Source organism: Roseovarius aestuariivivens (genome assembly GCF_004761875.1).
Lineage (GTDB): Bacteria > Pseudomonadota > Alphaproteobacteria > Rhodobacterales > Rhodobacteraceae > Roseovarius > Roseovarius aestuariivivens.
Map to the genome: position 1 here is coordinate 1 of NZ_SJEY01000017.1, position 26,056 is coordinate 26,056.

General features: G+C 63.5%; 14 protein-coding genes. 6 read left to right on the forward strand and 8 right to left on the reverse strand.

What is annotated here, in order from left to right:
- Positions 1-947: 947 nt before the first annotated feature.
- Both EZV60_RS18390 and EZV60_RS18395 read left to right on the forward strand, forming a co-directional pair.
- Positions 948-8,240, forward strand: coding sequence for a tandem-95 repeat protein (locus EZV60_RS18390; protein ID WP_167853580.1), 7,293 nt, complete (start codon positions 948-950; stop codon positions 8,238-8,240).
- A gap of 443 nt (positions 8,241-8,683) precedes the next feature.
- Positions 8,684-11,020 (forward strand): Hint domain-containing protein, encoded by a 2,337-nt coding sequence (locus tag EZV60_RS18395; RefSeq protein ID WP_135507438.1) that lies wholly within the window; start codon positions 8,684-8,686, stop codon positions 11,018-11,020.
- A gap of 141 nt (positions 11,021-11,161) precedes the next feature.
- On the opposite strand, the gene EZV60_RS18400 is transcribed toward EZV60_RS18395, so the two are convergent.
- Positions 11,162-11,773 (reverse strand): nucleotidyltransferase family protein, encoded by a 612-nt coding sequence (locus tag EZV60_RS18400; protein ID WP_135507440.1) that lies wholly within the window; start codon positions 11,771-11,773, stop codon positions 11,162-11,164.
- A 114-nt stretch (positions 11,774-11,887) separates the two neighbouring features.
- Positions 11,888-14,305: a GcvT family protein gene (locus EZV60_RS18405; protein ID WP_135507443.1), complete on the reverse strand. Its 2,418-nt coding sequence runs from the start codon at positions 14,303-14,305 to the stop codon at positions 11,888-11,890.
- 269 nt (positions 14,306-14,574) lie between these two features.
- On the opposite strand from EZV60_RS18405, the gene EZV60_RS18410 reads away from it, so the two are divergent.
- A complete protein-coding gene (locus tag EZV60_RS18410) occupies positions 14,575-17,004 on the forward strand; it encodes a GcvT family protein (RefSeq protein WP_135507446.1) in 2,430 nt (809 codons plus the stop codon).
- Positions 17,005-17,086: 82 nt separating this feature from the next.
- Here EZV60_RS18410 and EZV60_RS18415 read toward each other — a convergent pair whose 3' ends face one another.
- Positions 17,087-18,394 (reverse strand): HlyC/CorC family transporter, encoded by a 1,308-nt coding sequence (locus tag EZV60_RS18415; RefSeq protein WP_135507448.1) that lies wholly within the window; start codon positions 18,392-18,394, stop codon positions 17,087-17,089.
- A gap of 70 nt (positions 18,395-18,464) precedes the next feature.
- Here EZV60_RS18415 and EZV60_RS18420 point away from each other — a divergent pair, with 70 nt between their 5' ends.
- Complete coding sequence (locus EZV60_RS18420; protein WP_135507450.1) at positions 18,465-19,271, forward strand: metallophosphoesterase family protein; 807 nt, start codon at positions 18,465-18,467, stop codon at positions 19,269-19,271.
- Here EZV60_RS18420 and EZV60_RS18425 read toward each other — a convergent pair.
- From EZV60_RS18425 to EZV60_RS19195, 3 genes are read right to left on the reverse strand one after another with little or no spacing between them, the layout of a single operon-like run.
- Positions 19,217-20,188, reverse strand: a complete 972-nt coding sequence (locus EZV60_RS18425) for a site-specific tyrosine recombinase XerD (RefSeq protein ID WP_135507452.1) — start codon at positions 20,186-20,188, stop codon at positions 19,217-19,219. The genes EZV60_RS18420 and EZV60_RS18425 overlap by 55 nt on opposite strands.
- Entirely contained in the window at positions 20,185-21,717 is a 1,533-nt protein-coding gene (locus EZV60_RS18430; RefSeq protein ID WP_135507455.1) for a hypothetical protein, read from the reverse strand. Before EZV60_RS18430 ends, EZV60_RS18425 begins: the two co-directional genes overlap by 4 nt.
- Positions 21,704-21,853 carry a hypothetical protein gene (locus tag EZV60_RS19195; protein ID WP_167853581.1) on the reverse strand — a complete coding sequence of 50 codons (150 nt, stop codon included), beginning with the start codon at positions 21,851-21,853 and terminating at the stop codon, positions 21,704-21,706. The genes EZV60_RS18430 and EZV60_RS19195 overlap by 14 nt, the downstream gene beginning before the upstream one ends.
- Before the next feature lie 114 nt (positions 21,854-21,967).
- Between EZV60_RS19195 and EZV60_RS18435 the strand changes: the two genes are divergently transcribed.
- A complete protein-coding gene (locus EZV60_RS18435) occupies positions 21,968-22,525 on the forward strand; it encodes a shikimate kinase (RefSeq protein ID WP_425353577.1) in 558 nt (185 codons plus the stop codon).
- Positions 22,522-23,637, forward strand: a complete 1,116-nt coding sequence (gene aroB / locus EZV60_RS18440) for a 3-dehydroquinate synthase (protein ID WP_135507457.1) — start codon at positions 22,522-22,524, stop codon at positions 23,635-23,637. The genes EZV60_RS18435 and aroB overlap by 4 nt, the downstream gene beginning before the upstream one ends.
- Before the next feature lie 21 nt (positions 23,638-23,658).
- On the opposite strand, the gene arsB is transcribed toward aroB, so the two are convergent.
- Together arsB and tyrS are read right to left on the reverse strand one after the other, a co-directional pair.
- Positions 23,659-24,678, reverse strand: coding sequence for an ACR3 family arsenite efflux transporter (gene arsB / locus EZV60_RS18445; protein ID WP_210115126.1), 1,020 nt, complete (start codon positions 24,676-24,678; stop codon positions 23,659-23,661).
- A gap of 121 nt (positions 24,679-24,799) precedes the next feature.
- Positions 24,800-26,053 carry a tyrosine--tRNA ligase gene (gene tyrS / locus EZV60_RS18450; RefSeq protein ID WP_135507461.1) on the reverse strand — a complete coding sequence of 418 codons (1,254 nt, stop codon included), beginning with the start codon at positions 26,051-26,053 and terminating at the stop codon, positions 24,800-24,802.
- Between the last annotated feature and the right edge of the window lie 3 nt (positions 26,054-26,056).

Genomic DNA, 26,056 nt, shown 5'->3' on the forward strand with positions numbered 1-26,056 from the left:
CGGCTCTGGTTCGACGCCGACGGCGCCGGCGCCGGCGCGCAGGAACTCGTGGCCACCTTCGAGCTGAACGCGAACGTCACCGCGGCGGATATCGAGATCGCTTGAGGATATGGCGCTGGTCCGCAGTGCGGGCGGGGTCCGATGGGACCGCGACGTGACGCGCTTGCCAGGAGGCCAGCAGATCAGCGGCGGAGACAGTCGGAGCGCCGGGCTGGTCTTCGCGCATCGGTGGCCCGGAGCAGCGCTGCCGTGACACCTGTCGCGCCTCGGCTGACGATTCGGGTCGGTGATTCGAGAAGAATATGGCGGAATCGTTTCCTGCCTCCGAACGATCGTCTGCTACGCTGGGAATTGGCCAGATGTTCCTGCCGGACCTGCGCGTGGCCGTGACCAGATTTCGCCACATTTCGGATACATTGTGAACGGAGTGTTTCCGGAAACAATGCGCGTTTCGGGTCACATGTTTCGAGCGAAAGTAGACGGAAAATTCAACCATCTCAAATTCTTGCTCTGGCAGAGCCGGCACTGTCACCGGAAACAATCCGTGATACTGCAGCGAAATCAGATGACATTTTTGCCCGGTTTGCGGCCAGATCCGGCGTCAGGAATGACAATTTTCGGACAAATTTCCCTTTGTGGGCCGCGACACATTTAATAAAACTGTGCATGCCCAACTGGGGGGCGATGTTTGTAGGTCTAGGGGGCGACCGCACGAAACGCATCGGTAAGGATGCGGGAGACGTGTGATCGCCGGGTAGCTCTGACGCAACTGGTTGATGACACGCGACGCGGGAAATCCCGCTCGTGCCGTAACCAGTGCGTTCGCATGGTGCGTCTCCCCATCAAAGAGGTTCGTGCAGGTCGCTCTGGCTGTCGCATCGTCGGCTTGGGTTCAGGTTGTGTAGTGGCGAGCCGCGTCGCGCGGTCTTCGCTTGAAGGAGATGACGATGGCGAATTTTGATCCGAGCACGGTGACCGGTCTCATTGGATTGTGGGACTTCAAGAGCGGCGCGGAAACCGCCGACACGGGGCTTGATGACGGTACTGCCCAGAACGGTAACGCCATCGACGGCAACGCCATTGCACCGAGCTATGCCGGTGACCGGCTTATCCTGGGGGCCGGCACGAATTCGAAACCCACGGTCTTCGACGTCAACGCCGACCCCAACAGTTCCGCCGATGACGAGCAGTTCAACCTCGACCGCGGAACTCTGGAAGTTCAGTTCGAACAAAGCGCGCAATCGGGATCGTCCGTGGACGTGGTGGTATCGCGCGGCGAAAAGCATATCGACCAGTCCGACGAGGGGTTCTTCGAGATCCGGGTGACGCAGTATGGCGAAGTTCAGGTGTATCACAACACCGACAAGGGCACTGCCGAGATCACGCTGTCGACCTCCAAGGGCTTTTTCAGCCCGGGCGATCTGGTCAACGTCAAATACGCCTTCGATGTCGATACAGGCGCGACCCTGACGGTGGAAAACCTGACGACCGGCGCGACCGAGACGATCGAAAGCGATGTGACCGGCCTGACTTTCGATCTGACGGATAACGATGACGAGGAATTCACCTTCGGCGCGCGGGAGACCGACGATTCCGTCTATGACAAGGAATTCCAGGGATCGATCGATTACGTCGCGCTTTACGAATCCTCCAAGGTGCAGCCCGACGGCGCGGTCGACGGCGAGGCGTTCGGCGAGCTGATGGAACTCGGCTATGACGATTCCAATGCGCCGACCGACCAGGGCGGCGACATGATCACCGAGGAGGCCGATCTGATCTTCGGCAATGGCGGTGACGACACGATCGACGGCGAGGGCGGCAACGACACGATTTACGGCGACGATGCCTCGGGCGCGGTGTTCGGCGGCCCGCGTGAAAGCTTCAACTGGGATCTGGTGAGCGGCAGCGAGGCTGACAGCACAGTCACGCAGAACACCGGTACGGTCGAGGTCACCTATACTCGTATCGCGGATACCGGCAGCCATAACAGCGACGTGGACAACGCCACGCCGCTCAACGTTGCGGGCGTTGATTCTGGCGGCCAGGCGATCGACACCAATAGCTCGCTTTACTCCGAGACCAATGGCGAGGGGAACACGGGCACCTTCGAGTGGGCGTTTTCCGAGCCGGTCGGCAACCTGGAATTCAATATCAACGACCTGGACGGTGACGGCCTTGTCACTGTGACCGCGTTCGACGCCGATGGCGCGCCGGTGGACGTACAGCTTGTGGGGGGCGCGGATATTGCCGTGACCGGCAACGTCGCCGATGCGACGGGGCCGTATCTTGACCCGAATAACCCTGATTCGACCGTACAGGTCACCATTGCCGGGCCCGTGTCGCGTGTCGTGGTCGAGCACACGCAGAACGACGACAGCAATTCCGGCATCTTTATCACCGATCTCTATTTCGACACCGGCGAGATCCTGGACGATGCGGGTGGCAACGACGTCATCACCGGCGGCGCCGGGGCCGACGAGATCTATGGCGAGGGCGGCGACGACACCTTCCTGGTGAGCAGCAGTTCGGACGGCGACGGTGACGTTATCACCGGCGGCAACGGGCCTGACGACACGCTGGACGAGGACGTGCTGGACCTGCGCGGCACCGGCAAGGTCACGATCACCGAGAGCGCGGACGCGACCGATGCAGGCGCGCGCACAGGCACGGTCACCTTCGCCGACGGCGCGTCGCTATCCTTCAGCCAGATCGAGACGATCCTGACCGATCCGCAAAACGAGGCGCCGACGCCGGTTGACGATATCGTCACGGTCGCCGAGGACGAGGTTGTCATTTTTGATCCTACGGCAAATGACAGCGATCCCGATGGCGATCCGCTGACCGTGGTGAGCATCTCTGATCCGGTGAACGGCACGCTGACCGATAACGGTGATGGTACCTATACCTATGCGCCAAACCCAGATTACAACGGGCCCGAAAGCGTGACCTATACGGTCAGCGACCCCTCGGGAGAGACCGCGACCGCGACCGTGAGCTTCGACGTGACCCCGGTGAACGACGCGCCGGATGCGGTCAACGACGTGGCGACGACGGACGAGGAAGCGCCGATCGTTCTGACGCCGCTCGACAACGACACCGATGTGGATGGCGATACGCTTCGGATCACGGCGGCGACGGTGCCGACGGCGCAAGGGCAGGTGACGTTCAACGATACCACGATCACCTTCACCCCGGCGGATGACTTCTTTGGCGAGGCGACGATCAGCTACGCGATCACCGACGACAATGGCGGCACGGATACCGCCGAGATCGCCGTGACCGTGGCCAATGTGAACGACGCGCCGGTCGCTGTCGATGACACGGTCAACACGCTGGAAGATACGCCGGTGACCTTCAATCCGGCGGCGAATGACACGGATGTGGATGGCGATGCCCTGACGGTGACGGGGGTCGACCCGATCGACCCGGCCTTTGGCACGGTGACGCTTAATCCCGATGGGACGGTGACCTACCAGCCGGCGGTGAATTACAATGGTCCGGTCGAGGTCGGCTATACCGTGTCGGATCCCGATGGCCTGTCGGATACCGGAAAGATCCTGATCAATGTGGGCGCGGTGCCCGACGCGCCGGTGGCCGAGGATGATATCGCGACCACGCCCGAGGATGTGGCGATCGTGCTGACGCCTCTGGACAACGACACCGATCCCGATGGCGACACGCTGACGATCACCGGCGCGAACGTGCCGACCGATCAGGGTGCGGTGACGTTCACCGACACCACGATCACCTTCACCCCGGCGGCCAATTACAATGGCGAGGCGACGATCAGTTACACGATCACGGACGGCAATGGCGGGACGGATTCCGCCGAGATCGCCGTGGAGGTGACGCCGGTCAATGACGATCCGGTTGCGGTCGACGATATCGAGAACACCGACGAGGACGTGCCGATCACGTTCAACCCGGCGGAGAACGACACCGATGTGGACGGCGATCCGCTTGTGGTTTCGGCCGTGGATCCGGTGGATCCCGCCGAGGGCGTTGCGGTGCTCAATCCCGATGGCACGGTGACCTTCACGCCCGCGCCGAACTTCAACGGTCCGGTCGAGATCGGGTACACGGTGAGCGACGGGCAGGGCGGTACGGATACCGGCGTGGCACTGGTCAATGTGGGCCCGATCAACGACGCGCCTAACGCGGTCGACGATGCAGAGACGACACCGCAGGGCACCCCGGTGACGATCTTGCCGCTGGCCAATGACAGCGATCCCGATGGCGACCCGCTGCGCATCATCAACGCGACGGTTCCCGCAAGCCAGGGCACGCTCGTTTTCACAGACACGACTGTGGAATTCACGCCAAAGGTGGATTTCGTCGGCGACGCCACGATCGATTACACAATCACCGACGGCAACGGACTGACCAGTTCGGCGCAGATCACCGTGGCGGTCACGGACGTGATCGGCCCGGTCGACGGCACCGATGCCGGGCAGCTGATGACGCCGGGCTTTGCCGATGCCGAGGGCGACCAGATCGACGGCACGGACGGCCTCGACGACACCATCTTCGGTAATGACGGCGATGACACCATCGATGGCGGTTTGGGAGACGACACCATCGACGGCGGCGCCGACGACGACAGCATCGCCGGTGGCGCGGGCGACGACAGTGTCGACGGCGGGGACGGCGCGGACACGCTGGCCGGCGGCGCGGGAGACGATACGCTCAACGGAGGCGGCGGCGATGACGATATCGCGGTGGGCGGTAGCGACAGCGCCACGGGCGGCACCGGCGACGATGTTTTCACCGTCGATCCGACCGATCCGGCCACGGATATCGACGCGACGCTCGACGGCGGCTCGGACGGCACGGACGGCAATCCCGAGGGACCGGAGAACGGCGACGAGGGCGATGTGCTTGACTTAAGTGACCGGCCCGAGGACCTTGTCGTGCTGCTCAACGATCCCGATCCGGAATCCGGCACGGTCAATGGTCTGGACGGCGACGGCACGCCCGACCTGACCTTCGCGGAGATCGAGAAGATCATCACCGGATCGGGAGATGACACGGTCGATGGCGACAATGCCGATGGGCCGATCAACGTGGAAACCGGTGCCGGCGACGACACGGTCGATGGCGGCGACGCGGACGACGTGATCAACACCGGCCCCGGCGATGACAGCGTCGATGCCGGGACGGGCGACGACGAGGTGACCACGGGCGCTGGAAACGACAGTGTGCTTGGCGGCGGGGGCGACGATACGATCTCGACCGGCAACGGCAGTCCGGTGCTGGATTACGAGACCTTCGTGGGCATCCCCTTTGAGGTCGGCGCGGCGCAGGAAGACGACAAGGACACGGTCGTGGGTGGGGACGGCAATGACCTGATCTCGACCGGCGACGACGCGGATTTCATCACCGGCGATCAGGGCAACGACACGATCGACGGCGGGATCGACGACGACACGATCAACGGCGGGCTTGGCGACGATTCGATCATCGGCGGGCTTGGCAGCGACTCGATCTATGGCGGTCAGGGGAACGACACGATCATCGCGGGCATTGACGCGTTCTCGGATTATATCGGCGACGATCCGAACCTGCCCGACCCGCTTCTGATCGATCCGGCAACCGGGCTTCCGGCGCTGAGCGATCCGAACGAAGAGGATGGCAAAGACACCGTCAATGGCGGCGCGGGCAACGATCTGATCATCACCGGTGACGACGACGACGTGATCACCGGCGGCAATGGCGACGACACCATCAATGCCGGGATCGACGACGACCTGGTCGATGGCAACGACGGCAATGACAAGATCACCGGCAGCCACGGGTCGGACACGATCAACGGCGGGGCCGGCGACGACACGATCTACGGTGGCTTCGGGCTCGACCCGATCCCCGGCATTGCCGGCGAGGTCCCGGATGCGGTCGATCCCGTGCCCGAGAACGGCAGGGACGTCATCGATGGCGGCGCCGGAAACGATCTGATCTTTGGCGAGGACGACGACGACACGATCAACGGCGGGACCGGGAACGACACGATCGACGGCGGCGTCGACGACGATTCGTTGCGTGGCCAGGACGGCGACGACGTGCTTCTCGGCCAGCAGGGCGACGACACCATCGGCGGCGGGGCCGGAAACGACATCATCGATGGCGGTTCGGGCGACGATTTCGTCGAGGGCGGCGCCGGTGTCGATGTCATTCTTGGCGAGACCGGGAACGATACGCTTTATGGCAACAACGACACCGACCTGATTCTGGGCGGCGCGGACGACGATGAGATCTATGGCGGCAACGGCGTCGATATCCTCGACGGTGAGGCCGGCGACGATACGGTCGATGGCGGCGACGATACCGATCTCATCTTCGGCGAGGACGGGGACGATGAACTGATCGGGGCCGGCGGCGAAGATATCGTTCTCGGCGGGACCGGTAACGATGTCATCTACGGCGACGGCACTGCGAACAACAGCAACACGGCCAATGGCGGCGGTGACATCCTGTTCGGCGAGGACGGCGACGACACCATCTTTGGCGGCACCGGCGACGACCTGATCGACGGGGCGGAAGGCGCCGATATCATGTCGGGGGGTGACGATCAGGATACCTTCATCGAGGTCGGACCCGGTGATGTGATTGACGGCGGCGAAGGTGGGGTCGATTTCGATACGATCATCCTGTCCGGGCCGGCGCTGATCGACTACGATCCGGCGAACCCGGAAAACGGGACGATCACCTTCATCGATCTTGCGACGCAGACGCCGGTCGGCACCGCGACGTTCGCCAATATCGAGAACGTGACCTTCGTGCAGCCGGACGCGAATCCGCCGCTTGCAGAGAATGACGAAAACACAGATCCGGCGTCCGATCCGGTCAACGTCATCCTCGACTACACGCCGCCGGTGACACCCGATCCGGCCCCGCCGCCACAGGCGCCGGCACCGGAAGGCCATGTCGACGGGACCAGCGGCGATGACGTGATGGTGCCGGGCTATGTGGATGCCGATGGCGACATCATGGACGGCAATGATGCGATCCTGACCGGGGAGGTCGGAGACGACGACATCGTGCGCGCCTATGGCGGCAACGACTCGATCGATTCCGGCGCCGGAAACGACGAGGTGTTCGCCGGCGACGGAGATGATGTCGTTGAAGGCAATATTGGCAACGACGTGATCCGCGGCCAGGACGGCAATGACACGCTGGACGGCGGAGACGGGAACGACCGTGTCCGCGGCGATGACGGCGACGACTCGATCCTTGGCGGCGCCGGGAACGATCAGCTTGAAGGGGGCGATGGTGCCGACACCCTTGAAGGTGGCGACGATAACGATGTCCTTGTTGGCGGCGATGGCGACGATAGCCTTGCCGGCGGGGAGGGGAACGACATCGTCTCCGGCGAAGACGGCAACGACACAATTGACGGGGGGAACGACACCGGCCTCGACAATGTCTTTGGCGGCGACGATGCCGATACCTTCATAAATTTCGGCGCTGGCGATACGGTCACCGGCGGCGAAGGCGGAGAAGATACCGACACGCTTGATCTAACTGGCGGTGGCCCGCTGACGATCAATTACCAGGGAGGCGATCCGACCTCGGAGGCGGGGACGGTCACGTTCTTCACCGACGCGACCAAGACGACGGTTGCCGGCACGCTCACCTTCTCGGAAATCGAGAACGTGATCCCGTGTTTCACGCCGGGCACGCGGATCGCGACGCCGACGGGGGAACGTCTGGTGGAGGATCTGCGCGAGGGCGACCGGATCATCACCCGCGACAACGGCCTGCAGGAGATCCGCTGGGTCGGGCGGCGCGATCTGACGGGGTCCGAGCTGCGCACGGCGCCGCATCTCAAGCCGATCCTGATCCGGGCCGGGGCGCTGGGGCGCGGTCTGCCCGAGCGGGACATGATGGTCTCGCCGCAGCACCGCCTGCTGATCAGCAACGAGCGGTCGGCGCTTTACTTCGAGGACCGCGAGGTGCTGGCCGCGGCCAAGCATCTTACGGGGATCGAGGGCGTGGATGCGGTCGAGGCGCGGGGCGTGAGCTATATCCACTTCATGTTCGACCAGCACGAGGTGGTGCTGTCGAACGGGGCGTGGACCGAGAGCTTCCAGCCCGGCGAGCAGGTGCTTGACGGGATGGGCCAGGCGCAGAAGACGGAGATCTTCGAGCTGTTCCCCGAGCTTCGGGAGGCGGACGGGATCAAGGCCTACCAGGCCGCGCGCCGGTCGCTGAAAAAGCACGAGGCGCGGCTTCTGGTCGAATAAAGGTTGCAGCGGACCGGCTGCCTTTGGCGGGCCGGTCATTTCCCGAAATCGGTTCGGGGGCTTGTCCCGATTTCGACAAACAATCCCGGCCTTGTGCCGGGATTGTTTACGTTTCAGCCCCTCAAAAGACGCCGCCTTTCACCGCGACCGCCGAACCGTCTGCGGGCTTGCGGTGCAGGTTGCCAAAGGAATCCATCGCCCCGGATTCTGCCGTGCATGTGCGGTGCGGGACCTGATGGATCGAATCACCCTTGCAACTTTCAACCGATGGGGGATCGGAAAGCCTAAACAATACCCAACAAAAGAAACGATTGTCGTCAAACGTTACGTAAAACTGCCCAATTGTGGCAGCTTCTTGTTGAAAAACTTGCTAAAACTTGGCCATTTACAAAATATCAACAGCGCATCCTAACACGACTGCCGTTTCACCCGGGGGGGGAAGCATGAGCAACACGTTCTCGAATAGCGGGACATTTGACGGTCTCGACGCAACGCTTCAGTTGATCCTGCCCGAGTATGCCGGTGATGAGCTGCATGCCGGTATCCAGCTGTCGCAGTCCGGCGTTGAGCCGCAGATCAACATCACCTTCGCGATCGATCGGTCCGGGTCGAGCGGCAACGATACCGGTATCGACTTTACCGGTGACGGGAACACGGACACGTTCCTTGAGGCGCAAGTCTTCGCTGTCGGCGCCAAGCTCGGCGAGCTTGTGAACGCAGGCTATGATCCGGCGTCGATCGAGGTGACGATTGTCGATTACGGGGCGGACGCGAACAGCTTCACCACGACGCTGGCGGATGTCACCGGTTTGATCGGCTATGTCGACGGGTTGACCTCGGGCGGAACGACGAATTATGCGGCCGCTCTGGCCGAGGCGGAGGACGCCTGGGATGCAAGCGGCGCCGCGCCGACGGACACCAATATTCTTTATTTCTACTCGGATGGCTTTCCGGTCCCGTCGAACCAGAATTACCAAAGCCCGCTGAACAGTCTCGAAGCGGCTTATAATCCACAAATCACAGCCGTGGGCTTCGGCCCCAATTCAAGTGTGAATGATCTGAATACGATCGATTCGAGCGGGTCAGCCACGGTGGTGACAACCGAGCAGGAACTGCTCGACCTGATCAACACGCCGCCGCCGCTGCCGGATGTCGATAGCTTTGACGTGTATGTCGACGGGGTGTTGATCGAGACCGTTCTGGCAGGCGATCCGCGGATCGTGCCGAACCCCACGGGCCTGACCATCAGCAACCTGAACGTGACCGGCTATACCACAGTCGATGACACGCCTCAGACCATCGACGTGCAGGTCGTCACCAATTTCTCGAACGGTGACACGCTGGCGACGAATGGACCGGTTCGGTTCCTTGACGGTGTGGTCGAAGGCACGACCGCCGGCGATCTGATTGACGTCAACTATCTGGGCGATCCCGAGGGCGACCGGGTCGACAATGGTGACAATATCGACCCGAACGCCGCACCCGGCGAGCTGGATGACGACGTGATCGAGGCCGGAGACGGCAACGATACGGTGGCCGCAGGTCTGGGCGACGATACTGTCTTTGGCGGCGCCGATGATGACGAAATAAATGGCGAAGATGGGGATGACTCTCTTCTGGGCGAGGGCGGCAATGACACGCTGCAAGGCGGTGATGGCGACGACACTCTGGATGGCGGAGACGGCGACGATTTCCTGAGCGATACTGACGGCACCAGCGATGACAGCCTGCTGGGCGGGGCAGGAGAGGACACATTGCTTGCTGGCGGCGGCGATGACTTCCTTGATGGCGGCGACGATTCCGACACGCTCGGCGGAGGCTCTGGCGATGACACGTTGCTTGGCGGACAGGGCAATGACCTGCTTGTCGGCGACAGCGGCGCAGACAGCATCGAAGGGGGCGATGGCAACGACACCATCAATCTGGGCGATCTGACCTCGGGCGACGCCGATGCCGACGTCGCGTTCGGCGGCGCGGACGAGGATACATTCCAGAACGTCGGGGCGGGCGACACCGTGGTCGGCGGGGAAACCGGTGTCGACAACGACACGCTTGATCTAACTGGCGGTGGTCCGCTGACGATCAATTACCAGGGTGGCGATCCGACCTCGGAAGCGGGGACGGTCACGTTCTTCACCGACGCGACCAAGACGACGGTTGCCGGCACGCTCACCTTCTCGGAAATCGAGAACGTGATCCCGTGTTTCACGCCGGGCACGCGGATCGCGACGCCGACCGGGGAACGTCTGGTGGAGGATCTGCGCGAGGGCGACCGGATCATCACCCGCGACAACGGCCTGCAGGAGATCCGCTGGGTCGGGCGGCGCGATCTGACGGGGTCCGAGCTGCGCACGGCGCCGCATCTCAAGCCGATCCTGATCCGGGCCGGGGCGCTGGGGCGCGGTCTGCCCGAGCGGGACATGATGGTCTCGCCGCAGCACCGCCTGCTGATCAGCAACGAGCGATCGGCGCTTTACTTCGAGGACCGCGAGGTGCTGGCCGCGGCCAAGCATCTTACGGGGATCGAGGGCGTGGATGCGGTCGAGGCGCGGGGCGTGAGCTATATCCACTTCATGTTCGACCAGCACGAGGTGGTGCTGTCGAACGGGGCGTGGACCGAGAGCTTCCAGCCTGGCGAGCAGGTGCTTGACGGGATGGGCCAGGCGCAGAAGACGGAGATCTTCGAGCTGTTCCCCGAGCTTCGGGAGGCGGACGGGATCAAGGCCTACCAGGCCGCGCGCCGGTCGCTGAAAAAGCATGAGGCGCAAATGCTCGTCTAAGAGCCGTTGTACCACGCGGACGTTTTACACCCCGTGGCTGGGTGTAACGTGATCCGAAAAAGAAATCCCGGCGCCTGGCCGGGATTTTATTGTCGGGACGGATTAATGGCGGCCCGCTTACTCCTGTCGCCCTGTCTTCTGTCATTCGGTTTTTCCGGCGCGCCACGCGGCCCAGGCCTCGGGCGTGTCCAGATCGCGTGTCGCGCGATAACCGGGCAGGGGACAGGTGCGACAGCCGTGGCGGCGCAAGAGGTCACGGGCGCCAGTGTCGCCGGTCAGGTGTCTCAGTTCGGCGAAAAGCCGACGCGGCAAGAGGACGGGATGGCCCGGCCTGCCGTCTGCGTCGGTGGCGCGCAGGCATTGGTTCGGTGCCTCGGAAAAGCTCTGGACCATGAACGAGAGATCGGCGGCGATCAGTTCGGGAAGATCGGGCAAAACGACCATCAGTCCGTCACTTTGACGTGCGGTGGCGAAATCCGCGCCGGCGCGCAGTGACGCGCTCATGCCTTCGGAGGCCGTGGAAAGCGGCAGGCGGACCAGATTTTCGCGCGCGCCGAGGTCTTCCAGGCAGTCGGCCCGGGCCGAGCGACCTGGGGGAAGAGTGACCAAAACCGGATGGCCAAGACCCAGAGCCAGATCCGCCTGTCGCCGCAGGAGCGGCCGGTCTTCGACGCGCTCTAGCAGCTTGTCGCGGCCGCCCATCCGCGACGAGGTCCCGGCGGCAGGAATCAGAATGGTCAGGGCTGGGTGCATGGACAGCGGATTCCGGAAAGATCTGGTGCGCAGCCTATCTTGCGCGCGGCCGCTTCGCCAGTGACCTGACGCCCGTCAAGGTAGGCCCGTGCGCCGCGCGCTTCGCGGACTGGATCACGCCCGCAGACGCGCGCCGTCCGGGTCGAAGAGAGGGGTGGTGAGAAGGGTGGCGGGACGCCGGTCCCCGAGGATCTCTATCTCGACCTGCAGGCCGTCAGAGACGAGATCCCGCGGGATGAGGGCCAAGGCAATTGACGTGTCCGTATGGTGCGAATAACCGCCCGACGTGCAGAAGCCCCTGACCGTACCGTCGATCCAGACCGGTTCGTACCCGGTGACATCGGTGTCTTCGGCGTCGACCCGGAATGCCTGAAGGCTGCGGGCCGCGCCTGTCGCGCGTTCCGCCTCGGCCGCCGCGCGACCGATGAAATCCGCCGGTTTACGCCAGTCGATGAACCTGTCCATTCCGGTTTCCCCGGGCGTGTAGTCAGGCGAGAATTCCCGCATCCACGCACCGAAGAACCGGTCGAGCCGCAGGGACATCATCGCGCGCATGCCGAAGGGTTTGAGGCCGAACGCGGCACCGTTGCGCCACAGCACGTCCCAAAGAGCGCGCTGCGCCATCGGATCGCAATAGATCTCAAAGCCAAGATCGCCGGTATAGCTGAGCCGCTGCACGAGACAGTCGGTCATGCCCACGGTCATCTGGCGCAGATCCATGAAGCGCATGTCGCTGAGATCCGAAGGCGTAGCGGATTGCAGAAGGTCGCGCGCCTTTGGCCCGGCGATCTGGAAGCCCGTGAGACGGTCCGAGATGTTCTCGACCATGACGCCCTCGGCCTCATTCTGGGCGAACCAGCGCATGTGCATGGCCTGCGCGCCGTAGGACGCGGTGAGGTGGAAGGCCGTGTCCGACAGGCAGGAGAGGGTGAAATCCCCGATCAGGCGACCCTTGGGCGAGAGCATCGGCGACAGGCTGACCCGGCCCGGGCGCGGCACACGGCCCGCCATGATCCGGTCGAGCCAGTCGCGCGCCTGCGGGCCGGTAACAAGATACTTGCCAAAATTCTGAAGCTCGTTGATGCCGACGGCCTCGCGCACCGCGCGGACCTCGCGGGCCGTGGCCGCCCACGCGTTGGAACGGCGGAAGCTGGGGGTCTCGAAGCGCGGCTCGTCATCTTTGGCGAAATAGTTCGGTACCTCGAGCCCGTATTGGTGCCCCCAGACCGCGCCCATGGCGTCGAACGTGTCGTACATCGGCGTTGTGCGGAACGGGCGCGCGGCGGGCAGTTCCTCGTTCGGGTAGCTGACGGAAAAGCGGCGCTGATAGTTCTCGATGACTTTGGGCAGCGTGTAGCCCGGCGTGATCCAGTCTCCGTAGCGGGCCACGTCCATCGCGCTGACGTCGCGTTCGCATTCGCCCTCGACCATCCATTGCGCCAGCATGAGGCCGACGCCGCCACCCTGGCTGAACCCGGCCATGACGGCGCAGGCCGACCAGTAGTTGCGCAGGCCGGGTACGGGGCCCACCAAAGGATTACCGTCGGGGGCGAAGGTAAAGGGGCCGTGAATGACCGATTTGACGCCCGCGCGTTCCAGTGCCGGGAAGCGGCGATAGGCGTGGCCGACGGCGACCTCGATCTTGTCGAAATCGTCGGGGAGAAGTTCGTGGCCGAAAGACCAAGACGTGCCGGTCACGGCCCAGGGGCGGCAGGGCTGTTCGTAGAAGCCGATGCAAAGACCGCGGCCCTCTTGCCGCAGATAGCTTTCCCCGGCGGGATCCATCACATGCGGATGTTCCGCACCTGCGTCCAGCATCGCGGCGACCTCGGGCACTTCCTCGGTCACCAGGTACTGATGTTCCATCGGGTGGAGCGGGAGGTAGAGACCCGCCATGGCCGCCACCTCGCGCGCCCAGAGGCCGCCGGCGTTGACCACGTGTTCGGCGTGGATGGTGCCTTTTTCCGTCACCACGTCCCAGGTGCCGTCCGCGCGCGGGTTGGTTTCGATCACCTTGCAATGGGTCTCGATCGTGGCCCCGCCCATGCGCGCGGCCTTGGCATAGGCGTGGGTGGTGCCGGAGGGGTCGAGATGGCCATCGAGCGGGTCGTAAAGCGCGCCGAGAAGGCCATCGATGTTGGTCACCGGGGCGATCTTTGCGATCTCGTCCCGGCCGATGATTTCGGTTTCAAGCCCCATGTAGCGGTGCTTGGCCCGTTCGGCGCGCAGCATGTCGAGTCGGTCGCGGTCCGCGGCGAGCGTGATGCCACCCACGTGATGCAAACCGCAGGACATGCCGGTGATTTCTTCCAACTCTTTGTAAAGCTTGATCGTATAGCCCTGCAGTGCGGCCATGTTGGTGTCGCCGTTGAGCGTGTGAAACCCGCCCGCCGCATGCCAGGTGGAGCCCGAGGTGAGCTCGGATCGTTCGATCAGCATCACGTCGGACCAGCCAAGCTTGGTCAGGTGATAGAGCACCGAACAGCCCACGACCCCTCCGCCGATTACGGCCACTTGTGTGGTGGTTTTCATGAGGTGGCTCCTCTTGGCTGTGGCTCGGGTCCGGCTTTGGTCAGCCTGCCCGGGAAGACCCGCGTTGCATGCCGGAAAGCGACAGGATTTGTCGGTGTTGTCGCCCGCCTTGCATGGGACAGAACGACAGGCTTTGCCGGAAAGGGTAAAATCCTGACGCAAACCGAAAGGACATCCGCCCGAGGGCGACCAAAGATGTCGGGAAAGGCCGCTCTTTCGGGGGTGGCTTGAGCCATGTTGGGCAAAACCAGAGACTCGGGGACAGACATATGAAAACCCATGCACAGGCGGTGGTCATCGGCGGCGGTGTGATCGGATGCAGTGTGCTTTATCATCTGACCAAGCTGGGCTGGACGGACGTGGTGCTTCTGGAGCGCGACGAGTTGACCTCTGGCTCCACTTGGCACGCGGCGGCCAATATCCACGGGCTGCATGACAGCGCCAATATCAGCCGCCTGCAGCACTACACGATGAACCTCTATAACAGTCTGGAGGCAGAGACCGGCCAGAGTTGCGGCGTGTTCCAGCCCGGTTCGCTTTATCTGGCCCAAACCGAAGCGCGCGAGCATCAGTTGAAGCTGCAGGCCGCCAAGGCACAGCTTTACGGGATGAATTTTGCCGAGATCACCCGCGAGGAGGCCGAGGAAAAGCACCCGCTGGTCAATTTCGACGGTATCCGCTGCATCATGTGGGAACCGGATGGCGGTAATGTGGACCCCTCGGGCGTGACCAACGCCTATGCGATGGGCGCGCGACAGCGTGGGGCTGAGATCCACCGCTTCACGCCCGTGACCGCGACGACACCGCAACCCGACGGCACATGGATCGTCGAGACGCCCAAGGGCAACATCCAGACCGAATGGGTGATCAACTGCGCCGGGCTATGGGGGCGTGAGGTGGCCAAGCTGGCCGGCATCGAGGTGCCGCTGCAGCCGACCGAGCACCAGTATTTCGTGACCGAAACCATTGCCGAGATCGCCGCGATGGACCGCCGGCTGCCGTCGGTCGCGGATCGCGACGGGGAATATTACCTTCGGCAGGAGGGTAAGGGCCTTCTGATCGGCGCGTATGAGCGCGACATGAAGTTCTGGGCCGAGGACGGCACGCCGCTTGATTTCGCGCATGATCTTTTCCCCGATGACCTTGAGCGGATCATGGAGAACGTGATGCGCGCGATGGATCGCGTGCCGGTCGCCGCCGAGGCCGGGGTGAAAAGGGTGATCAATGGCCCGATGATCTGGAGCCCGGACAGCAACGTCATTCTCGGGCCGGTGCCGGAACTCAGGAACTACTTCATGGTGGGCGGCATCATCCCGGGCTTTTCGCAGTCGGCGGGCATGGGTTTGATGGTCAGCCAGTGGATCATCGAAGGCGAGATGCAGTACGACATGTTCCCGTGGGATATCGCGCGCTTCGGTCTTTGGGCCAACGACCGCAAGTTCGTGAAGGCCAAGGTCGAGGATGTCTATGCGCATCGCTTCGCCATCCATTACCCGAACGAGGAACGCGCGGCGGGCCGTCCGCTGCGCACGCGGCCCGTCTACGAGATGCAAAAGGAGATGGGCGCGGTCTTTGGCCTGAACTATGGCTGGGAGCATCCGCAATGGTTCGCCGACGCGCCCGGGGCCAGGGACACCAACGGATTCACCCGCCAGAACTGGTGGGGGCCGGTGGGCGACGAGTGTCGGATGCTGCGCGACCGGGCGGGGATCATCGATATCTCGAACTTTGCCAAGTACCGGTGCAAGGGGATGGGGGCCGAGGACTGGCTGAATGCCGTTTTCGCCAACCGGATGCCGAAAAGCGTCGGGCGGTCGTGTCTTACGCCCTTGATCGGCGTGCGCGGCGGGATCGCGGGGGATGCGACGGTGACCCGGGTGGCCGAGGATGATTTCTGGATCGTGTCCTCGGGCATGGCAGAGCGGTATCACAAGCGGTTTTTCGACATGGTGCCACTGCCGGAAGACACGACATTCGAGTCGATGACCGAGGCGATGTGCGGCTTTAACGTGGCGGGCCCACAGTCGCGTGAGTTGTTGCAGCGGCTGACGAATGAGAGCCTTGCGACCGAGGATTTCCCCTTCATGCGCTCGAAGATGATCGAGCTTGGCGGGGTGCAATGCCTTGCGCTGCGGGTAAGCTTCACCGGCGATCTGGGCTGGGAGTTGCATTGCAAGGCCGAGGATCAGCTCCGGCTTTACACTGCGCTTTTAGAAGCCGGAAAGGACTTTGGCGTGGGGCCCGTCGGCGCGCGGGCGTTGATGTCGATGCGGGTGGAAAAGGGCTATGGCTCCTGGAGCCGGGAATATAGCCCCGAGTATTTCCCGCACGAAGTGGGGCTTGGGCCGCTGTGCAAGATGGACAAGGAATTCCTGCACAAGGCGGCGGCGCAAAAGGCGATGGCAAGCCCGAAGCGGGAAGAGCTTGTCCTGATCCATCTCGACGAGACGGACGTTGCTGCGTCGAATGCCGATGCGACGGGGGGGGAGCCCATCCGGAAGAACGGCAAGCCGGTGGGCCGCGTGACCTCGGGCACCTATGGGTACACCGTCGGCATGAGCCTTGCGCTTGGCTACGTGAAAGCGGGGCAAGCGGCACCGGGCGACGAGGTCGAGGTGATGGTTCTGGGCCGTCCGCACAAGGCGCGCATTCTGCACGAGCCGCCGTTCGATCCCAAAGGCGACAAGCTTCGGGCCTGAGCGACGGGCCGCGCTGAAGCACGGCCTACGGCAGCGGGTGCGATCCTGTAGGCCGTGCTTCAGCGCGGCCTGTGTCCTGCCGTCAGAGCTTGCGGATCTTCAGTTTGGTCAGACGGTTGTCTTCCTTTTCGATCACCTCGAAGCGGAAGCCGTGGAAATTGAACACCTGATGCATGTCCGGGATGATCTGCGCCTCGTGGATCACGAGGCCCGCCACCGTGTTGGCCGCGTCGTCCGGCAGGCTCCAGTCCGTGGCGCGGTTGAGATCGCGGATCGTCATCGCCCCGTCGATCAGGAACTGGTTGTCCTCGCTCTTGCGGATCGGGTGTTCGGCCTGCGGATCGAACTCGTCGGTGATCTCGCCCACGATCTCTTCGAGGATATCCTCGAGCGTGATCAGGCCCTGCAGGTCGCCATATTCGTCCACCACCAGCGCGAAGTGACTGCGCATGCGCAGAAATTGCCGCATCTGGTCGTCGAGCGTCGTGGTTTCGGGCACGAAATACGGCTTCATCATCACCGCCGTGATGTCGAAATGCGCCAGCGCGGCGCGGTTGCCGTCGCCGCTCAGCACCATTTTGTGCATGGCGCGCAACAGGTCCTTGGCGTGCACGACGCCGATGATGTTGTCAGGATCATCGCGGAAGACCGGCAGGCGCGTGTGGCTGCTTTGCAGGCATTGATCCAGAATGGCCTCGGGATCGAGTTCGGCGTCGATCATCTCGATCTGGGAGCGATGCAGCATGATCTCCTCAACCGCGCGGTCGCCGAGATCGAGCGCGCCGAGGATGCGGTCGCGGTCTTCTTTCTCAACGATGCCTTCGGACTGGCCGAGATAGAGCGCGCCGGCGATCTCCTCGCGCACCGCAAGGATATGGCTGTCGGGATCGGTCTTGACCCCGAAGAGCCGCAGGACCCCGCGCACCAGCAGGCGGACGGCCGAGACGATCGGCGAGAACAGCCGCACGACCACCATGATCACCGGCGCTGTCCGCGAAGCTGCGGCCTCGGCGTTGGTGATGGCGTAGGTCTTGGGCAGAACCTCGGCAAAGATGAGCACGAGAAGCGTCATCACCAGCGTGGCCAGCGCCACGCCGCTTTCGCCGAAGAGGCGGGTGAAGAGCGCGGTGGCGAGTGAGGTCGCCAGGATATTGACGAGGTTGTTGCCCAGCAGGACCGACCCGATCAGCCGCTCGTTGTCCTCGGTGATGGCCAGGGCGGTGTCGGCGCCCTTCGATCCCTTTTCGGCGCGCGCGCGCAGCTTGCCGCGCGACGCTGCCGTCAGCGCGGTTTCGCTGCCCGAAAAAAAGGCAGAGAGCACCAGAAGCGTCAGGATCGAAGCGCTGGTGATCCAGAAGGCCGCATCGAGTGTGGGTGACAGTGGTTCCATTCGCCAACTCATCCGATTATCCATGCGGGTTATGGGGTGCGATGCGCCGTCAATCAAGGGAAGAGCGCCGATGAAGATCGCCGATCTCGGGAAGCTCAGTGGGCCGGTGCTTGTGTTCGGAGGGCCGTATTCCAATCTGCAGGCCGTAACCGCGCTGCGCGAGGTGGCGGAACGGTCCGGGATTGCGCCGATGCATGTGATCTGCACCGGCGATATCGTGGCCTATTGCGCCGAGGCCGCGGCGACGCTTGCCGAGATACGTGATTGGGGCTGCACTGTCGTGGCGGGCAATTGCGAAAAGCAACTCGGGGCCGGCGCAGGAGATTGCGGCTGCGGCTTTGAGGATGGCAGCACCTGCGACCGGCTTTCGGCGGGCTGGTACGCGCATGCCGATGCGCAGATCGGGGCCGAGGATCGTGCCTGGATGCGGGGCAGGCCGGATTTCGTCCTGTTCCACCACGCGGGTCTCCGGCATGCGGTTCTGCATGGGGGATTGAGCGACATCAGCCGGTTTCTCTGGCCAGTTTCACCCGAGGCGGAATTCGCCGAGGAACTGGCCCTGATCCGCGCGACGGCGGGGCCCGTCGACCGGGTATTTGCCGGGCATTGCGGGCTGGCCTTTTCCCGGATCGTTGAGGGTGTCGAATGGGTCAATGCCGGTGCGATTGGCATGCCTGCCAATGCCGGACGCGCGACCACGCAATACGCGATGCTGGATGAGGGCGTTACCTTTCAAGAGTTGAGCTACGATCACAGCGCGGCGCATCGCGCCATGGTGGCCGCGGGACTGACCCAAGGCTATCACGAGGCGCTGCTGAGCGGCTATTGGCCGTCGGAAGACGTGCTGCCGCCGGATTTGCGCCGGGTGTCCGCCTGAGCCAGCGGGTGCGCGCCGAAGACCAGATCGCGCAACCGTTCGTCTAGGACATGGGTATAGATTTCGGTCGTCGCCACATCGGCGTGCCCCAGAAGCGTCTGGATGGTGCGCAGATCGGCACCGTTGGCCAGCAGATGCGTCGCAAAGGCATGGCGCAGCGTATGCGGTGTGACCTTGTCGGGCGATACGCCGGCGTTGGTCGCGATTTCCTTGATCAAGGTATAAAATCGATGGCGCGTGAGATGCCCTTGCTTGCCGCCCGAGGGGAAGAGAAACGGGCTGGCAGGCTTGCCCTTGTCGCGGGCGCGCGCTTCAGTCTCGTCCCGCAGGAAGAGCCAGGCCGAGAGGGCCGCACGCGCGGGGGGCGAGAGCGGCACGAGCCGTTCCTTGCCGCCTTTCCCGCGCACCAGAAGCATCTCGGGTTCGCCGCGCGCCGAGGCGACGGGGAGCGAAACAAGCTCGCTGACGCGCATGCCGGTGGCATAAAGCAGTTGCATAAGGCAGGTGTTGCGCAGGCGGTCGGCCTTGTTGCGGCCCGTTTCGCAGGCCGCGGCCAGTAGGCGGTCGACCTCTTCGATGTCCAGCGTCTTTGGCAGGGCTTTCGATTTGCCCGGGCCCTTTATTGCGACGGCGGGATTGTCCGTCCGTAACCGGTCGTCGAAGGCGAAGCGGTAGAGTTGCTTGATCGCCGACAGGCGTCGCGCCCGGGTCGCGGCCGCAAGACCGTCCGTGTTGCAGGCCACGAGATAGGCCTCGATATCATCTTTGGCGGCCGAGGCGAGATCCTGCTTGCGGTGGCCGAGCCAGTCGGCGAACGCGTCAAGGTCGCGCCGGTATGCGGCGAGTGTATTTTGCGCCGCGCCAAGTTCGGCTGCCTGCGCCTCGAGAAAGCGGGCGATCCAGCGCCGGGAGGTCATGCCCCGGCCCTGAGAAGAAGGATCTGAAGTGCTGCGCGCCGGGCGGTATCTTCCAGTCCCACGGCGCGCAGGGTCGAGAGACCGGCGATGATGTCGGGGCCTTGATTCGGCGTGGCGGAGTCGAGTTGCAGGGCCGCGGAGAGAATCGCCTGACCCAGCCGGCCGTTTTTCAGGAGATCGGCTTGCGCCGTCGACGCGTCTTGCGTGGCGAAGGCAGTTGCGATGGCTTGTTCCGCGACGCTGCGCGCGAGTTCAGGGTCGGGGTTGCCTTGTGCAAGACCTGCCAGAAACGCGGCGCGGCGGCCTTCGGGGCGGAATTCGGCGGCCAGCACCTCGTAGTTCGGTGACAGGAGCGCCATGTCGAAGGCGATGCGCCCGGCTTGTCCGGTCAGGTCCATCTCTGCCAAGGGCGCGGCATAGAGCGCCGATAGAACGACGGCAAGCCCTTCACGCTTCATGTCCGACCAGAGGGGGATCAGAACCGTTTCGACGGCGTCGGTATCCTGATCGGCGATGGCGGCCTCGAGCGCCTGCACGCGCGCGACGCGGTCCCAGATGCCGCCGGAAGCGGCCGGGCTTTGCTGTGTGTAGAGGCCTAGTAGCCGGTTGGCCGGCAGGGCGCCGGTATGCGCCAAGCGCTCCGCCGCCTCGAGTTCGGCCCGCCAACCGGACACGCCGCGCAGATCGGTGACAGCGTAGGCGCGCGGCAAATTGCGCGTTGGCAGAGGGGCGCCATTGGCCTCGTGCAGGCGGAAAAGCAGCGGCGTCATCCGCGAGGAGGGGGCGAGTTGTTCGGCCCCTTCGATGGTTTCCGGGTCGAGATACTGGGCCAGCATGCTGTCGAGCGGCGGCGCAAGGGCGCCGACGGCGCGGGCGGTTTCGTAGGTCAGGGCGGCGGTTTGCCAGTCGCCCATGCGTGCGCCGCAGAAGATTCGCGCCTCGAACCGATCCGTCAGCCGAGGATTGTCAGCCAGTGCGGCGCAGGCCGCGTCCTCGTTGCCATTCAAAAGCGCCAGATCGAACCACTGGTCGAATAGCGGTTCCTGGGACGGGCCGGCCCGTTCGGCGAGGGCCAGCGCGGGTTCCACCGCGCCGAGGTCGTGCAGAGCGTCGAGCCGCGCCTTGAGAAAGCGCGCGTCCGGGCCGGCATCGGCGGGCGGCTCGGCCTCGGCCAGAAGCAGCGTATAGTAGAGCGCCTGGATCGCCGGCAGCGGATCGGGAGAGATGCGCGCGAAAAGCGAGGTCAGCGTATCGGTCGTGCTGGCCTGCCAGAGCGTCGGCGGCAGCCCGGTGGTCGCACTGGGCAGCAGGCCCACCGCGTCTGGCTTGGCCGTGTCGAGCGGCATGACCTCGACATCCGGCACCGTCGCGCCGGTGCCGGATTGCGGTTGGCCCAACGGCTTGAGCAGCGGTTGTGCGACGCTGATCGGCGCGGGATCTTTCAGCCAGTCGATGGCACCCAGCGGCGTTTCGGCCAGCGCGGGGCTGCACGCGAGCGCAAAAAGGGCAGTGAGATTAAGACGCTTCAAGGATGATATCCTGGCGGATTTCCTTGCTGGGCGGCGAGAAGTCCGCACCAAAAAACGGCCCGACATAGGCATAGCCCGCGAGCGCGATGAAGCCGAGGACGGCCAGGTAGAAAATCCATTTCAGCAGCCTAAGCATGTTTGTCCTGCTCGAATTTCGATCTGTTTCGCCAAGTTATAACTGGCCTTTTCGACAAGATCACGTCATTCAATGGCGCTGTAAACCGAATTGGCAGGGGAGCGCCGACAGATCGTGTCCGAAGGTGGGTGGCAACTCAAGAAATCGGTTGTGCTCGTGGGTATGATGGGTGCGGGAAAAACCGCTGTTGGCAAGGCTTTGGCCAATCTTCTTGATGTTCCGTTCCTTGATTCGGACATGGAAATCGAGACCGCTGCGAACATGACGATCGCGGAGATTTTCAAGCGCGACGGCGAGGCATTCTTTCGCGATCGTGAAACGCAGGTCCTTGCGCGGCTGCTGGATGGGCCTTCGGGGATCATCTCTGCCGGTGGCGGGGCGTTTCTGGCCGAGCGCAACCGGGATCTTATCGCGCAAAAAGGCGCTTCGGTCTGGCTCAAGGCCGATCTGGAGCTTCTTTGGAGCCGCGTGAAGCACAAGGACACTCGACCGTTGCTGAAGACCGCAGATCCCAAGGCGACGCTGACAATGCTTTATGAGGCGCGGTTGCCGTTTTACAGCCTCGCCGATCTGGCGGTCGAAGCGCGTTCTGAGTATTCCATCGACACCATGGCGGCCAAGGTGCTGGAGGCGCTTGGCACCCGGCCCGACGTTCTGGAGCCCGTAGCATGACCGAAACCGTCCACGTCCCGCTCGAAGGGCGCGCCTATGACATCCATATCGGTCCCGGTCTGCTGACGCGGAGCGGTGACTTGATCGGCCCGCTTCTGCACCGGCCGAAAGTGGCGATCATCACGGATGAAAACGTTGGCCTATTGCACCTGGAGCGCCTTGTAAGTGGTTTGGAAAAAAATGGAATTTCTAGTTCTGCCCTGACACTTCCGGCCGGGGAGGCGACGAAATCCTGGCAGCATTTCGAACGCGCGGTCGAGTGGCTTCTGGACCAGCGGATCGAACGGCGGGACGTGGTGATCGCGTTGGGTGGCGGGGTCATCGGCGATCTGGTGGGATTCGCGGCGGCGGTTCTGCGACGGGGCGTGCGGTTCGTGCAGGTGCCCACCAGTCTTCTGGCGCAGGTCGACAGCTCGGTCGGGGGGAAAACGGGGATCAACGCGCCGCAGGGCAAGAACCTGATCGGGGCCTTTCACCAGCCGAGCCTTGTTCTGGCCGATACCGAGGTTCTGGGCACATTGCAGCCACGCGATTACCTCGCCGGCTACGGTGAGGTTGTGAAATACGGGCTATTGGGAGACCTGGAGTTTTTCGAATGGCTTGAGGCCAACGCGTCGCTGGCCGCCGAAGGCGATATGGCGGCGCGGATCAGGCTGGTGAAACGTTCGGTCGAAATGAAAGCCGAGATCGTCGTGCGGGATGAGACGGAACAGGGCGATCGGGCGCTGCTCAACCTGGGGCATACGTTCTGCCACGCGCTCGAAGCAGCGACGGGGTATTCCGACCGATTGTTGCATGGCGAGGGCGTCGCCATCGGCTGTGCGCTGGCCTTCGACCTTTCGGCGCGTCTGGGGCTTTGCCCGCAGGAGGACCCGAGCCGCGTGCGCGCGCATCTTCGCGACATGAACATGAAGGCGGATCTTACGGATATCGAAGGCGAATTGCCCGATGCGGCGGGTCTTCTCGACCTTATGGGGCAGGACAAGAAGGTGATTGACAGACGGCTGAGATTCATCCTGGCGCGGGGCATCGGTCAGGCTTTTGTGGCCGAGGACGTCGATGGTGACAGTGTTCATGCGTTGCTGACCGAGGCGCTTTCGGCGCGGGGTTGAGACCTCGTTCTCCGTGTGGTCTTAGTCGGGAAACCAGTGCCGGGTCCGGTTGGCGAAGGCCACGAGCGACAGCATGACCGGCACCTCGACGAGAACCCCGACCACGGTGGCCAGCGCCGCGCCGGAGCCGAGACCGAAAAGACTGATCGCGACGGCGACCGCCAGTTCGAAGAAGTTCGATGTGCCGATAAGCGCACAGGGCGCGGCCACGCGGAACGGTACGCGCCACACCCGCGCCAGGACGTAAGCGATCAGAAAGATACCGTAACTTTGCAGCAAAAGCGGCGCCGCGATCATCGCAATGACCAACGGCGTGTCCAAAATGACCTGTCCCTGAAAGCCGAACAAAAGCACGACGGTAAACAGCAGCCCGATCACCGTCCCCGGTTTGACCCGTTCGCGGAACATGTCGACGGCGGTTTCGCCGCCGCGCGCGATCAGCCGCGCCCGGGTGAGAATGCCGGCGGCAAGCGGGATCAGGATATAAAGGACGACAGAAAGGATCAGGGTGGTCCAGGGCACGTCGATATCGCTGACCCCGAGAAGCAGCGCCACGATCGGCGCGAAGGCGAACACCATGACGACATCGTTCACCGAGACCTGAACAAGGGTATAGGTGGCGTCGCCGCGGGTCAGTTGCGACCACACGAAAACCATCGCCGTGCAGGGCGCGGCCCCGAGAAGAATGAGCCCGGCGAGATAGGCCTGTGCGTCATCCGGCGGGATCAGATCGGCGAAGACGTGGTGAAAGAAAAGCACGCCGAGCGCCGCCATGGTAAAGGGCTTGATCAGCCAATTCACGGTCAGGGTAATGGCGAGGCCCTTCGGCGTATCGCCGACGTGCCGCAGCGCCTTGAAATCGACGCCTACCATCATCGGAAAAACCATTGCCCAGATCAGAAGCGCGACGGGCAGGTTGACCGAGGCGATTTCGAGGGCCGCGAGGGCCCGGAACGCCCCAGGGACAAGATTGCCGAGGAGAAGACCCGCCCCGATGGCCAGCGCAACCCAAAGCGACAGCCACCGTTCGAACCGGCCCATGCCGCCGGTCTGCGCATCGGCGATCTGGTCTGACATGTCTGGTTACCCTCCGATCCGGGTCGTGGGTGTTCCCCGAAGAGAACACTCTGGACTGCCTGCACAGGTCGGCATCTCGCAGGGCTCAGCTTTCGATCTTCACCAGCGCATGCCGCTTTTTCCCGGCCGAAAGCTTGACCGGAACCTCGAGCGCTGCACGGTCGAGCATGAGTCCCGCATCGGTTAGCGGCGCGTCATCCAGCCGGGCGCCGTTCTCGGCGATCAGCCGCTTGGCTTCCTTGCCGGATTTGGCCAGCCCGGATTTGACGATCAACTGGACTATGGAAATGCCGTCCCCGATTTCGTCGGGCGAAAGTTCCAGTGTCGGAAGATCGTCGCCGACGCCGCCTTTCTCGAAGACCTCTCGCGCGGTCGCTTCGGCGGCGCGCGCGGCCTCGGCCCCGTGGAGCAGCGTCGTGACCTCGTTGGCTAGGATGATCTTCGCTTCGTTGATTTCCGAGCCTTGCAACGCCCCCAGGCGGTCGCATTCGGACACGGGCAGTTCGGTGTAGAGCTTCAGAAAGCGGCCCACATCCGCATCCATTGTGTTCCGCCAGAATTGCCAGAACGTGTAGGGCGGGCACATATCCGCGTTGAGCCAGACCGCACCATCGGCGGACTTGCCCATCTTGCGCCCGTCCGCGGTGGTCAGCAGGGGCGATGTCAGGCCGTAGACCTCGTGATCGAGGACCCGGCGCGTTAGGTCGATGCCATTTACGATATTGCCCCACTGGTCCGAGCCGCCCATCTGCAGGATGCAGCCGTAGCGGCGGTTCAGCTCCAGGAAGTCATAGGCCTGCAGGATCATGTAGTTGAATTCGAGGAAAGAAAGCGACTGTTCACGGTCGAGCCGGGATTTCACAGACTCGAAGCTGAGCATCCGGTTGACCGAGAAATGCCGTCCGATATCGCGCAGGAACGCGATGTAGTTGAGCTGATCGAGCCATTCGGCATTGTTGATCATCAGGGCGCCGGAAGGCGTGTCGCCGTACTCGATATAGGCCGCGAAAACGCGCTGAATCCCGTCGATATTGGCCTGGATCGCGGCGTCGTCGAGCAGCGGGCGTTCATCGGCGCGAAAGCTTGGGTCGCCGACCTTGGTCGTGCCGCCGCCCATCAGGGTGATGGGCTTGTGGCCGGTCTTCTGCAGCCAGCGCAGCATCATGATCTGGATGAGCGAGCCCACATGCAGCGACCGCGCGGTTGCGTCGAAGCCGATATAGGCGGGCGCCGGACCGGCCATGAGCGCCTCGTCCAGCCCCTGCATGTCGGTGCAGTCGGCCAGAAAGCCGCGCTCGATCATCACGCGCAGAAATTCGGACTTGGGGTGATAGGTCATATC

Bases quoted from the DNA above. Each gene is read 5' to 3' on its own strand.
- EZV60_RS18425 (WP_135507452.1), bottom strand. From the start codon at position 20,188: ATGACCTCCCGGCGCTGGATCGCCCGCTTTCTCGAGGCGCAGGCAGCC.
- EZV60_RS18415 (WP_135507448.1), bottom strand. From the start codon at position 18,394: ATGGAACCACTGTCACCCACACTCGATGCGGCCTTCTGGATCACCAGC.
- EZV60_RS18410 (WP_135507446.1), top strand. From the start codon at position 14,575: ATGAAAACCCATGCACAGGCGGTGGTCATCGGCGGCGGTGTGATCGGA.
- EZV60_RS18395 (WP_135507438.1), top strand. From the start codon at position 8,684: ATGAGCAACACGTTCTCGAATAGCGGGACATTTGACGGTCTCGACGCA.
- aroB (WP_135507457.1), top strand. From the start codon at position 22,522: ATGACCGAAACCGTCCACGTCCCGCTCGAAGGGCGCGCCTATGACATC.
- EZV60_RS19195 (WP_167853581.1), bottom strand. From the start codon at position 21,853: ATGCTTAGGCTGCTGAAATGGATTTTCTACCTGGCCGTCCTCGGCTTC.
- arsB (WP_210115126.1), bottom strand. From the start codon at position 24,678: ATGGGCCGGTTCGAACGGTGGCTGTCGCTTTGGGTTGCGCTGGCCATC.
- EZV60_RS18390 (WP_167853580.1), top strand. From the start codon at position 948: ATGGCGAATTTTGATCCGAGCACGGTGACCGGTCTCATTGGATTGTGG.
- EZV60_RS18420 (WP_135507450.1), top strand. From the start codon at position 18,465: ATGAAGATCGCCGATCTCGGGAAGCTCAGTGGGCCGGTGCTTGTGTTC.
- EZV60_RS18405 (WP_135507443.1), bottom strand. From the start codon at position 14,305: ATGAAAACCACCACACAAGTGGCCGTAATCGGCGGAGGGGTCGTGGGC.
- EZV60_RS18400 (WP_135507440.1), bottom strand. From the start codon at position 11,773: ATGCACCCAGCCCTGACCATTCTGATTCCTGCCGCCGGGACCTCGTCG.
- tyrS (WP_135507461.1), bottom strand. From the start codon at position 26,053: ATGACCTATCACCCCAAGTCCGAATTTCTGCGCGTGATGATCGAGCGC.